Below are 12,028 nucleotides of genomic sequence, written 5' to 3' on the forward strand. Positions count from 1 at the left end.
GAAATAACAAATCATTACAAGGGGACCTGCATGGGGCCTGCAGGCAAAACACGACTTCAGACGTTTTGTCTGCTTACCAATGCTGCCGCTGTTCTTCAGGCATCATGATGCTTTTGCTACAGCTTTGACAACAGTTTTGACAACAGGGGCGCTTGCCGGGGTGTCTGCAACGCGGGAGGCTATTTGCTCCAGACGTTCCAAATACAACCTGCGGAACAACTCTCCATTGGCGTCAAAGCGTTTTGCCTGGGCAGCATGCAGCCTGCACCAGTCAGCAGCAATAGAATCTTTCTGGATTCGGCTTAATTTGTCAATCATGTGCAATGTGTTGTGGCAGACCGGCATATGCGGAGCTGCCGCAACAAGCAATCGCCAGCCATCGGGTCGCTGCGTCAGCAGCAGCTCTCCCACGGCGCGCGCGCACTGATAGTTGGAGCCGGTGCGCAGCCAGCCTTCAAGGGTGGCGACATCCGGTCTTTCCGGGCCATTCCAGGGCTGCATCCAGCACTCCGGAACCTCTTCTTCTGGCGTGTAGCGTACCGTACCATGGTGTGCGAAATCCACCACTTTTCGCGCCAGGACCGGCCAAAGCGTGGCAATGTGCTCCAGGTCCCGTTTGATTTCCATTCGTTGTGGCGGCAATGCCGGATCGTCCGGCTCGATGTGGATTCTCAGGAAGGGGCAGTGCTCTTCCACCCGCTGTGAGCGCCCTTTTGCGGTTGCGCGATTCCAAATGCCCCCCAGTATGCGGTTCGGGTCCAGCACATGGATGTTGGGGAAGTTTGCTTCCCAAAAGGCAATGGCCTCGGGCAAAATTTGCTGCAATTGCGTCCACTCCTCAAGGTAGGCGTGGTACCCCGGACCAAAAGCGGGGTAGGTGAGCAGCCGCGTCACCACCAGCAGGGGCACGCCCGGCCGTATTGACGCCAGCCGCTCCAACAGGGTGGTGAATCGATGCAGGTATTTCAAAGGATTGGGCTTTATCTGCTGGCAAGAGGCTTTCATCCAGGTCTCTATCTCTGGAACTGCATTCCAGCATGCCGGGTCCACAAAAAAGACTCTGCTGTCTGGTTTATGTACAAAAAGGGGGGTGTTTTCGTGGAACAGGTTTACCACAATGGCGTCTGGCGCTGGGTCGGCGGCATCAAATAGCTGAAACTGGTTGCGCAGGGTGCGCCCGTGCATATAGTTTTCTATACCGTAGCGGCGTTGCATGGACGTCAATACGGACAGTGCACTGTCATCGCCCCCGGAAGTTTCCTGGGCGTCCAAGGGTTCCAAAGTCAGGGGCGAGGCGACAGGCCTGTGTTCGGCCTGTTCCCCCTGACCAAGCAAGGCCTGGCAAAGAAAGTCCATCTGACAGTTGCCGAAAAGATAAAACATGCGCTCCCTCCCGTGCGGCAGATTGTTCCGTGATTGCCAGTGAAAAGCAAAAACGGTACCAGCAAAAGCCCAGGGAGATTTTGCGCAGCGAGTGACACAAGCATGCAGATAGCCACCTTCAAATTGAGCGTTATGCAGACCAACTGCTACATCCTTTCCAATGAGGAAGAGGCTGTGGCCATTGATGCGGGCCAGAACCCGGCGCCCATGCTTGAACACCTGGAGGCCAATGGCCTGACGCTGACGCATATTCTGCTGACGCATCTGCATGCAGACCATGTTTGTGGTGTGCGCTTTCTGCAGCGCCATACCAATGCGGAAACATGGGGCAGCCTTGCCGACAGCTACCTCCAGGACAGCCCGCTGGGGCGCGGGGGGGTGCAAAACCTGCCCCCTGTCCCTGCGTTTTCCTTCACTCCCGTCGAGCCGGGACGCTATAACGTCCTGGGGCAGACACTCCTGATTCTGGATACCCCCGGGCATACCCCTGGAGGGCTGAGCTACTACTTTCCGCGCGCAGGCGTTGTATTTGTAGGTGATTTGCTGTTCCAGGGCTCAGTTGGGCGCACAGACTGGGACGGTGGCGACGCTGACGCGTTGCTCGACGCCGTGCGTCAACGCATTTTCATCCTGCCGGATGCGACAAAAGTGCTCAGCGGACACGGCCCGGCCACCACGGTGGGGCATGAAAAGGACGCAAACCCCTTTTTCCGCAGCTGATTCGTTTTCTGAACTTTTTCTCTTTTTTATTTCATTTGTGCTGTGGATAATGCTTGTGGAATCAGTTTGTAAACAGCTGAAATAAATAATAGCAATAAGACACCATTTTTATCCACAGTGTAACGGTCTGGATTTGCAGGCAGTTGCCATCAGTATTCCTAAGTATTATCTGTTCCCAAAAGCGAGTAAAAGCCTAACCCGTCGTGAGGCGGGGGCGGAAAGCCACGGGTCTCATTTTGTTTGTTGGAGACGGCCGGGCTGCCTCGGACTCTCTACGCAATACAATTGCACCTGCCCGACGCACGCCTTGCATCACTCCCCCATCTGCGCTGCTCGCACACGTATCCTCTGCAAGCAAGGAGTTTGCACCATGGATCCCTCTATCGAACTGCCCTTTTTCAAGGTTGTCGTGACTGATAAGTCCACCCAGTGGTTGGGAGATGGCGCCACCCGCAAAAAGTCTGAGCGCTGCATCTACTATTACGCCGAGAAGAATGAAGAGGATGGACTTTTTGTGCAGCCGCTGAATGGGAGTAATATTCCCAGTGGCGATAAAATAGTCATAGACGACGTGGAGTTTTGCAAACGCTTCAAGCCTGAGCCCCTGGTATTCTATAACAAGGTCATTCCCGCGATGGAGCAGCTGGAAAGCAGCCTGGGCAAGGCGGAACGCCACCGCGCCGCCGACAGGCTGGACAAGGCGCAGGCCGCTTATCAAGAGGTGTTGGCTCTGGATGCAGTGAATGTGGGCGCCATCTTTGGCATGGGGCTTGTGGCCCTGGCAAAGGGAGACACCGAGGAGGCCGAAGAGATTTTCAAACAGCTGATGGACCTGGAATTTCCCTTGGAAGGGAAGAACAAGCATTTGTTCAACGAATTCGGCATTAAGCTGCGCAGGAACAACATGTTGAGCCAGGCCATAGAATGGTACAAAAAAGCGCTCGGCTGCAGTAGCGGCGATTCACACCTCTATTGCAACATGGCGCGCGTGCAGCTGGAGCTCGGCCAGTTCGACCAGGCTGAGGAAGCGTTGCAGGCAGCGCTCAGGCTGGAGCCCAATCTGGAGCCCGCCGCAAAGCTGTTATCCGCGGTGACCAAAGCCAAGGCGCGCCACATGCCCGAGACTGCGAAGGCTACGGCTGAAGCCGCAGCCTGATCAGCTTTTGGCTGGCGCCTGCCGGACGCCGTTTTCCCATTCCAGGGCGGGCACGGCTTCTTCTTGCAGCATGATGGGTATTTCTTCGCGGATGGGGTAGACCAGGGCGCAGGCGTTGCAGCGCAGCCCTTCTTCCTCTCCCATGGTTTCCAGCTCGCCCTTGCATACCGGGCAGGCAAGTATCTGCAGCAGTTCCTTATTCAATGCCATGTGTCAGTCCTCCGGTTACGTGCTTGAGCATTTTTTAAGAAATGTTCTCTGGCGTGCAGCTGTACACGCTCCTGCCCCTGGTCGCAAGAAGGGGGGAGGGTGTATTTAGCTGTATATTGCGTTGACATGCGTGGCAGAGGGTTCTAGCACCAATGCCAGCCAAAAGCGAAATCTCAAGGAGAATGTTTTCATGCCTGGTATTGATCTTCATGCGCATTCCACGGCTTCCGACGGCACTTTGCGTCCTGCGGAGGTTGTTCAGGCCGCTTACGATAAAGGGCTCACGGCGATCGCCCTCACTGACCACGATACTGCCGATGGTCTGCCGGAGTTCATCGCCGCAGGTGAACGCATCGGCATCCGTACCGTGCCGGGGTGTGAACTTTCCGTCACCGGTGAACGCGCCAGGTTCCATATATTGGGGCTTTATCTGCCTGCCACACCCCAGATTCTCAGTTCCCACCTGGAAGAATTGCGTGAGCATCGTCATCAGCGCAATTATATAATTCTGGATAAACTGCGCGAGCTCGGGTGCGACATCAGCTACGACGAAGTGCAGGAAATTTCCGGTGGTGGTTCTGTAGGGCGCCCTCATATTGCACAGGCCCTTATGAAACATGGGTATGTCAACAGCATCGATCAGGCGTTCAAGCAGTATCTCGCCGCCGGGGGCAAGGCCTACGAACCCAAAAAGGTGCTGGGGGCTGCGGACGCCATTTCCCTGCTTAAAAAAGAGCAGGCGACCGTCATGCTTGCGCACCCGTTCCAGTATGCGCTGGGTATGGATGTGCTGGCTGAGGAGCTCATCAAGCTGAAGGACTTGGGCCTGGATGGGCTGGAAGCCTATTATAACGATCACTCCCCCTCCAAGGTGCAGGCGTTAGCAAAGCTTGCCGCCAAGCTGGACCTGCAAATCAGCGGGGGATCGGACTTCCACGGGGACGCCAAGCCGGCCATCAGCCTCGGTACGGGACGTGGCAGCATGCACATTCCTGAAAGCGTGCTTGAGACATTGGACGCCTATCGCATCAAACAGGGGTTACCGATCTGAGCCCTTTACACCAAGGGGTGCGCCCCATTCCTGAACTGCTGGCGCCGGCCGGTTCTCCCGCCAAACTCGCCACGGCCCTGACCTACGGTGCAGACGCTGTCTACCTTGGGGGGCCTGGGGGCAATCTGCGCGCCAAGGGCAGCTTTGCCACCTGGGAAGACGTTGCCGACGGGCTGCGTCTCATCCGCGAGAAAGGGCGCCGCGGCTATCTCTGTATAAACGCCTACCCTTTGCAGAAGGACCTGTCCGCCGTTCGCGAGACCCTGGAGCATGTGGCAGGCATGGCGGAGCAGGTTGCGCCGCATGGCCTGATAGTGGCCGATCCTGGCGTGCTGCATCTGGCCAGACGCATAGCGCCGCATTTGCCCCTGCATGTCAGTACGCAGGCCAATACGGCCAATGCCGCTGCAGTCGCCTTTTGGCAGGACCAAGGCGCAGGGCGCGTCAACCTGGCCCGGGAAACCGATCTGCCTTCCTTGCGCAGCATATTGCGCGAGCTCAATGAGAGCCCTGGGGGGCGCACCATCGAGCTGGAAATGTTCGTGCATGGCGCACAGTGCATGGCGCTTTCCGGACGCTGCCTGCTTTCTGCATATCTTGTGGGGCGCTCTGCCAACGCTGGCGCCTGCGCGCACCCGTGCCGCTATGAATACCGTCCCTTGGAGCTTGAGGAGAGAACGCGCCCCGGTCAGCCGTTGTGGCAGCTCGAAGAAAACGACGGCTACAGCACCCTGCTGGCCGCGGACGATCTGTGCCTGCTGCCGTATTTGCGTACGCTGACCAGAGCAGGGGTGGACGCGGTGAAAATTGAAGGCCGCACCAAGAGCGAAGGGCACCTGGCGCAAGTGTTGGACGCCTACCGCGGTGCATTGGACGCCCTTGAAAATACAGGGCAGTTCCCGCTTGAGGCATGTATGTACGAATTAATGCATACAGCCAAACGGACGTTAAGCAGCGGGCTTTTTTTACCGCAGGGGCGAAGACGGCTGCGACAGGCTGAGCCAGGGAAGCTGCGCCCCTTGTTGGGAAAGGTGCTGGAGGCAGCCGCTGCTGGTCGCTATCTCGTGGCGGTGCGCTCCCCCTGGGCAGCGGACGCAAGCGTTGAAGTGCTGGTTCCGGGGATGCGGCGCACTGTATTGCCCCCTGGCGGCTATACCCTGGAGAATGACGCTGGCGAGGCGCTTTCTCGCGCCCACCCGGGACTGAACGTGTGGCTGCGCGCCGATGTCGTCCTGGAGCCTGGCTGGTTTCTCAGGCTTGGCGCTGCAGCGTAGTGGTGGTAGCTCCACGGCGCGCAGAAGAAACACGCTCTGTATTTCCCCTTTCCAAAAAAAATACCATTGTTTCGGAACGTTGTTCTCTGCTAGGCAGAGGCATCCTCCACGTTTTTAAACGTGCTTTTGGTATCCAGCCACGGCGCACGGGGCAGGTGGTGGGAAGAGTTGCTGTTGAAAGGGTGAGATGCGTGTGTTTATAACTGCTTGCCCCTGGACAAGGCGACGGAACGGTGGCATATTTTTGTCAATATGCAGAGGATGTTGTTCTTCCTCAATTGTTGCAGACAACAGCGACGGAGTGCTGCGAACTTCCCGGATGCATACGTAGGGCCCTTAGAATGGGAAGGCCCGCAGGGATTCTCCGTGCAAGCTGGATAAGGAGAAAACCATGCTCATTAGCGAGTGGATGACCAAAGACCCGATTACTGCGACCCCTGACAGCTCCCTGATGCAGGCCACGAAGCTGATGAAGGAGAATCAGATCCGCCGGTTGCCCATTATTGATGACGCCGGCAAACTGGTTGGCATCGTTTCCGATCGTGACATCAGGGCGGCGTCGCCGTCCCAGGCCACGACCTTGGAAGTGCACGAGATGTACTATCTGCTCTCCGAGTTGAAGCTCAAGAGCATCATGACCAAAAAGCCCCTGAGCGTGAAGGCCACGGATACGGTGGAGCGCGCCGCTCTTATCATGACGGAGAATCGCATCGGCGGTTTGCCCGTGGTGGATGATGCGGACAAGGTGGTTGGCGTTATCTCCGACATGGATGTGTTCCGGGTGCTTATTGAGATAACGGGCGTAAAGCATGGCGGTGTTCAGTTCGCCCTGCGCTTGAGCGACGCACCGGGTACGCTGAAACAGGTGCTGGAGGATTTGCGCAAGAATGGCGCGCGGATCAACAGCATTCTGACGTCTTATGATGACCAGGGCCGCAAGGCTTACGTGCGCATCATGCCCATGGACCGCGCCAAGGAGGACGCCTTGATCGAGGAGATCACAGGCAAGTATCGCTTGGTATTCTGGGCGCGCGATAACGTCCATCCGATGTAGGCTGCAAGTCTGATCTGCTACAATAATCAAAAGCCCCGCTTCGGCGGGGCTTTTCAGCTCATTGACAAACCCCGCTTTTTGCAAAGTGGGGTTTGTTTTTATGAACCGATTTCTTTTCAGGCCGCTGCCAGCTGGGATGTTGGCTCGATCGGCCCCAATCGAACGAGACAGAGAGACTGAGGTAGAAAGTACAGGCATTTGGGCTGCAAATATTTGTATGACAGCTCCAAAGGGGCCAGCAGCAAGGCCATTTTCTTCATGTTTTGACATGTGGCGGAAAGCAGGCTTTGAACCTGGACCTTAGCCAGGCCGCAGAACCGAGCATAGCGTTGCCCGTGCAGTTGTTTGGCGTCGGCAAAGCTGCGCTCTACGGTCTCTTTCCGGCGAGCATAGATTCTTTTTCCGAATTCCGTGAGCCGGTGCGCATCCACCGTATCCACGTATTCCCGCCACACATGGCGTGTCACTGTTTTCTTGCAATTCCGGTTTGTTGTGCACTCTTTCAGTAACGGACAGCGGCGGCAAATCTTTGGTAACGAGTCATAGAGACGATATCCTTCGCGGTTGGTGGTGGAGTAGTGAAGCTCCTGGCCTTCGGGGCAAAGATAGCAGTCCTTGTCCGGCAGGTATTCAAAGGCGCGTTTGGGGAGCATCCCTTTGCGACGAGTGGGACGACGATAGCCAATGACACCATAAATATGCTTTTCTTCCAGCGTCTTGCAAATGTGTGAGGTGAAATATCCTGCATCGAGGCCGACGTGCTTCACAGCAAAGCCGAAGCGGTTGATTTGTCGGTCCAGCCGATCGAGATAGGGCATGCTGTCATGCACCGAGGCCGGAGTTACGTAACTGTCGGTGATAATGTTGTGTCGGCTGTCCACAGTGCGATGATCCAAGTAAAAGAAGCCCTTAGGCTTGCCCTCGCGTACCATGTACCCGCTGTCCGGATCGGTTGTGCTCTGCTTGATCCGCTTGGACCCCGCTTCGCGGTTGTCCTGCTTCAGCGGTTTCTTTCCATGCCTGCGCCTGTCTTCCTCCACGGCGTCTTCAAGTTCGCCCAAGTATGACTTCGTGCTTTGGGCAACGAGCTTTTCCGTAAATTTATGCTTGTTGGCGTTGGCTTTCAGGTGGGTGGAATCGGTGTAAAGCGTGTGTCCGCCGACAAGCCTCTTTTTCATGGCCTGGAACACTATACCGTCAAAAATGTCCTGGGCAACGCTGGTGTCGTTAAATCTGCGCCGCCGGTTTTGGCTGATGGTGCTGGCATCGGGCACTTTGTCCTGCAATCCCAGGCCAAGGAACCAGCGATAGGCAACATTGACCTGGATTTCCTTGACAAGCTGACGCTCGCTGCGGATGCCAAACAGATAGCCGATGAATAGCATTTTGAAGAGCACCACCGGTTCAATGGCCGGACGGCCATTGCCCTCGCAATACAAATCCTTGGTGAGCTCATGAATAAAGGAGAAATCAATAACCTTGGCAATTTTGCGAAGCAGATGATTCATGGGGACAAGTTCGTTGATCGAAACAAACTCCATTTTCACCTGCTGATTTTTGGGCGGCTTTAGCATGAAGATAGTATAAGAAAACCCTCGCCGATTGGCGAGGGTTTGTCAGCATTCTGAAGCCCCGCTTCGGCGGGGCTTTTGACGTTTAAGAGGAGGGAGGAAAGGAGTGTGGCGTGTCCGGGGTGTGCAGTGATGCCTGCCCGGGATATGAGCCTCCATGGTGTCGCTCAAAAGTTACAAGACCGTGAAGCAGATGCGAAAGATCGGTGTCACAAGCATTTTACGCCTTGCATCATGGAATGCCCATGGACAAGCTCCTGTCTGAGCGGCGTCTGTGCGCCTGGAATCAGCGCCATAATTTGTATCTGCTATTGTAAAAGCTCCAGTGGCATGGGTATGGGGTACCCGATTTCCCCCCTGCATCTCCCCTTGAGAAAGATTGCTGTAGCCGGAAGAATGCGAATGTCGGAATAGCTTTCGCACTTTAATGATTACTGTGTGAAAGGAATACGGCTACAATGCGGCTAAGAAAGCTGTAAAACAAAAGGAGAGTGTCATGGCGGAAGCAAGCCAAATGTGGCAATGCCAGATGCATTACTGTGGTTATGTATATGATCCCGATGTCGGCGATCCCAAGCGTAACGTGCCTGCCGGGACAAAGTTTGAAGACCTGCCTGAAGGCTGGACCTGTCCCTTTTGTGGCGCAAGCGGCAAACTCTTCAAGCCTCTTTCCGGCCCAGGCTCTGTGCTGTACGAAAATATCCGCAGCAATCCCGACTACTCCGGGATGAGCGACGAAGACATCATGAAGAACATCGCCAAGGGTGATGTGGAGATCAAGAGCCCTGACGCAGGGCGGGCGCAAGGCGCAGGACACGCGCCGCCGCCACCGGATCGCCCGTAATTTTGTTTGCTGTTCAACGAGAAAAGCCCACCGCAAGCGGTGGGCTTTTCTAATCTACGCATGAAAAAGGCTGACTGCTACAAAGCATCCTTGATGGATTCCCGATATTCAATAATGTCCTGTTCTGACACCATAACCTCTTTAACTTCTCCATCAACCATAATGACAATTGGCGTATTGGTCGCAAAGGCGACTTCGCGAGCACGCAAGGCTGCACGTTTTAACCCTTTCTCAATGAGCGTGATCATTTCTTCCTGCTTTTTAGTGGGCATTTCATTTGCCTCCCGAATCAATCAATATTGGCCTGTCTCCCATGTTATCAAAGAGAAACCAACTATCAACGCTATTTTTGTATGTAGAATAAAAGTTTTCAAGCCCATTATGAAAACGTCGTTTAATAACATTCGTCGGAATGTTATGGCCGCCTTGTGAAACTCTGTATGCCACGCGTTTTATCGCTGTGTCTTTAGTTGAAAAAATGTAGGAAGTAATAGTTAGATTAGGTGATCGTTGTTTTTAAACTCGAGATCAGTTTAAGAAATTGTTGAGTATGTTTTATTGTTTCAGAAGCGCGTTCTTGCTCTATTTGGATGCTTTTATGAGCCGCAATGTTTCTATTTTTATTAATAATTTTTATTTCATCAACGTCAAAATTAAAAATAGATGATAAGTATCCTACAAGCGTTCCAAAAGTTGGTTTTAGTTTGAACAGTAGATGTTCGGAAAAATTTTTATTGAAGTTATGTGAAAAGTAGTTTGAAAGAACTTCCAATATAGCAATTTAACAGGAGAGAGATGCATGAAGTATGGCTGCCCTATAATTTTCGTCATATAAATCCTTCCATGCTTGTGAAAGGAATTTCTGCTCAGTAGAAGGAGACATATTTTTTTCAATTTTCATTAGAATTGTTGTAAATTGTAATTCTGTAGCAAAATTATTGAAACTTGGAAAATGTATCGTTGCGGATCCAATTCTTGATGACATGCCGAGTGAGGGTCCTGCAATGATTTCTGTAGTATTGCCACGTTCAGAATATTTAGTGGATATGTTATGATTAATTAGATTGTAAAAGTGTGATATTAGTTCATCAGAAAAAGAGCTAGCATAAGATTCTGGATTGCTAATACCGAAATCCGCAGAAGGAAATTGAATACATAGAGATTTAATAGATGGATGGTATTGTAATTTTTCCTTATATCCACCACTAACTACTGTCATGATGTCAGTTCCAGGTTTAATAATTGGCCCAATCATTTCTCCCCATGGGGTTTGATTCAGCAACTTTGCCTTCTCTAGGAGCTTTGGTGGGAGAAGTTTACCCAGGTCTTTATGATTAGAATCTTGTTGAGGAAAATGAATCGTTAAGGGTTTATCCTCATATTTACATAGGAATTTTTTGCTTAGTAATTCTTTATGACATAGAATATTCTTCTTTAACCTAACAATTATGATATATTCTTGGCTCATAATTTAACCGTGCTGATTAAAAAAGATGGATTATGAAAAAATGTAAATAGTTTGTATCTTTTCGGAGTAGAGAATAGCTGCTAAGATATGAAATGAACTTCGTTTTGTCTAGATAAGATATTAAATTTTCTGTAAATTGTCTAGTGTTGTCTATGAAGTTTAAAAGGGGTTATAATTGGGAATTTCTACTTATGTTTTCGACTTTTCTTTTGTAGTACACACACTATTTAGTTAGACTTTTGTATCGATGGCCCAGTAACTTTATAAAATATAAGATTGACCAAAATTATGCAAAAAAGCCCACCGCAAGCGGTGGGCTTTTTTGCATTGCTATGACCTAAACGACTCAGTCGATGGGCGTGCCGTTTTCGCGCATGTCCTGCACCAGCAGTTCGCGCATGCGCGTGGAAACAGGCCCGGGGCGTACGTCATGGATGGGCTTGTCGTTGTAGCGCACGATGGGTATGGCATCCAGGGTTGTGCCTACCACCATCAGCTCTTTGGCGTGGTAAAGTTCTTCTTCGCGAATCTGGCGGAACTGCACCTGCACCTCATCTTTGATCAGGTCCAGGCCGCGCATCAGGGTGGTGCCCATCAGCGAATTGGTGAATTCCGGCGCCACCAGCACGCCTTTCTGGTCTACCAGGCAGACGTTTTCCGTGCTGCCTTCAGCCAGAAAGCCGTCGCTCGTAAAGCACACCGGAAAGTCGTACCCCTTTTCCACAGCTTCCTTTTTCATCAGCACGTTGGGCAGGTAGTTCACCGACTTGATTTTCGCCAGGTAAGGCTGCTTTGCCGGGTAGCTGGTATGGAAGGCGGTGACGCCTTTTTCAAAGTATGCTTCGGGTTTTGGCTTGAAGGCGTAAGCCACGATATAGAGCGTTTGGAAAACCGACTCGTTAGGATCGACGCCAAACCCACCGGGACCGCGCCCCATGAACATGCGCAGGATGCCGTTTGGGGTCTGGGCTGCGCGGCAGACCTCAAGTACAAGTTCGGAAATGCGCTCCCATGTGCAGGGAGGTGTCAGGTCGATGGCCTTGGTGCCTCGTTGCATGCGCTTGAGATGGGACTCCAGTTGATACAGTTTGGAGTCCACGAATTTGAGGGCTTCGAAAAGACCGTCACCACGGTGCACAAGGTGGTCATCCAAAGGGGCGACCATCAGTCTTGCATCACGGCAAATGGCGCCTACACGGTTGTCGTAAAAGGCGAGAACCTTTTCGCTGTTGGGTCTGGGCGCCGCCAGGAACCGCTTGAGGTATGCTTCGCTGTCGAGAATCTCAGTCATTGTCTT

At 52.9% G+C, this 12,028-nt stretch carries 11 protein-coding genes, 1 pseudogene and 1 riboswitch; of the genes and pseudogenes, 6 read left to right on the plus strand and 6 right to left on the minus strand.

Translation table 11 applies throughout. The annotated features are described in order from the left end of the window. Window positions 1-102 precede the first annotated feature (102 nt). Window positions 103-1,383, minus strand: a complete 1,281-nt coding sequence (locus ACZ5EH_RS10230) for an SGNH/GDSL hydrolase family protein (protein WP_464278025.1) — start codon at window positions 1,381-1,383, stop codon at window positions 103-105. A gap of 102 nt (window positions 1,384-1,485) precedes the next feature. On the opposite strand from ACZ5EH_RS10230, the gene ACZ5EH_RS10235 reads away from it, so the two are divergent. Both ACZ5EH_RS10235 and ACZ5EH_RS10240 read left to right on the plus strand, forming a co-directional pair. Next, window positions 1,486-2,103 carry an MBL fold metallo-hydrolase gene (locus tag ACZ5EH_RS10235; protein ID WP_464278026.1) on the plus strand — a complete coding sequence of 206 codons (618 nt, stop codon included), beginning with the start codon at window positions 1,486-1,488 and terminating at the stop codon, window positions 2,101-2,103. 181 nt (window positions 2,104-2,284) lie between these two features. After that, window positions 2,285-2,369: riboswitch (cyclic di-GMP riboswitch) on the plus strand. Between the two features lie 104 nt (window positions 2,370-2,473). Further along, a complete protein-coding gene (locus ACZ5EH_RS10240; protein WP_464278027.1) occupies window positions 2,474-3,259 on the plus strand; it encodes a tetratricopeptide repeat protein in 786 nt (261 codons plus the stop codon). Here the strand turns inward: ACZ5EH_RS10240 and ACZ5EH_RS10245 are convergent, their stop codons facing one another. Continuing rightward, window positions 3,260-3,469, minus strand: a complete 210-nt coding sequence (locus ACZ5EH_RS10245) for a Trm112 family protein (protein WP_464278028.1) — start codon at window positions 3,467-3,469, stop codon at window positions 3,260-3,262. A 190-nt stretch (window positions 3,470-3,659) separates the two neighbouring features. Here ACZ5EH_RS10245 and ACZ5EH_RS10250 point away from each other — a divergent pair, with 190 nt between their 5' ends. The 3 genes from ACZ5EH_RS10250 (at window position 3,660) to ACZ5EH_RS10260 (ending at window position 6,848) form a co-directional block, all read left to right on the plus strand. Further along, window positions 3,660-4,520: a PHP domain-containing protein gene (locus tag ACZ5EH_RS10250; protein WP_464278029.1), complete on the plus strand. Its 861-nt coding sequence runs from the start codon at window positions 3,660-3,662 to the stop codon at window positions 4,518-4,520. 17 nt (window positions 4,521-4,537) lie between these two features. After that, window positions 4,538-5,794: a peptidase U32 family protein gene (locus ACZ5EH_RS10255; RefSeq protein WP_464278030.1), complete on the plus strand. Its 1,257-nt coding sequence runs from the start codon at window positions 4,538-4,540 to the stop codon at window positions 5,792-5,794. 391 nt (window positions 5,795-6,185) lie between these two features. After that, complete coding sequence (locus tag ACZ5EH_RS10260) at window positions 6,186-6,848, plus strand: CBS and ACT domain-containing protein (protein WP_464278031.1); 663 nt, start codon at window positions 6,186-6,188, stop codon at window positions 6,846-6,848. Between the two features lie 116 nt (window positions 6,849-6,964). Here ACZ5EH_RS10260 and ACZ5EH_RS10265 read toward each other — a convergent pair whose 3' ends face one another. Then, window positions 6,965-8,422, minus strand: coding sequence for an IS1182 family transposase (locus ACZ5EH_RS10265; RefSeq protein ID WP_464275709.1), 1,458 nt, complete (start codon window positions 8,420-8,422; stop codon window positions 6,965-6,967). A gap of 493 nt (window positions 8,423-8,915) precedes the next feature. On the opposite strand from ACZ5EH_RS10265, the pseudogene ACZ5EH_RS10270 reads away from it, so the two are divergent. Further along, window positions 8,916-9,104, plus strand: a pseudogene (locus ACZ5EH_RS10270) (rubredoxin); the annotation flags it as partial. A 236-nt stretch (window positions 9,105-9,340) separates the two neighbouring features. On the opposite strand, the gene ACZ5EH_RS10275 reads toward ACZ5EH_RS10270, so the two are convergent. The 3 genes from ACZ5EH_RS10275 to ACZ5EH_RS10285 all read right to left on the minus strand — a co-directional run bounded on the left by ACZ5EH_RS10275 (window position 9,341) and on the right by ACZ5EH_RS10285 (window position 12,022). Further along, the gene (locus ACZ5EH_RS10275; protein ID WP_464278032.1) at window positions 9,341-9,535 is read right to left on the minus strand and encodes a hypothetical protein; all 195 of its coding nucleotides are present in this window, start codon (window positions 9,533-9,535) and stop codon (window positions 9,341-9,343) included. 509 nt (window positions 9,536-10,044) lie between these two features. Continuing rightward, the gene (locus ACZ5EH_RS10280; protein ID WP_464278033.1) at window positions 10,045-10,731 is read right to left on the minus strand and encodes a hypothetical protein; all 687 of its coding nucleotides are present in this window, start codon (window positions 10,729-10,731) and stop codon (window positions 10,045-10,047) included. 346 nt (window positions 10,732-11,077) lie between these two features. Next, complete coding sequence (locus ACZ5EH_RS10285; RefSeq protein WP_464278034.1) at window positions 11,078-12,022, minus strand: aminotransferase class IV; 945 nt, start codon at window positions 12,020-12,022, stop codon at window positions 11,078-11,080. Window positions 12,023-12,028 lie beyond the last annotated feature (6 nt).

The organism is Desulfovibrio biadhensis, from assembly GCF_055388615.1.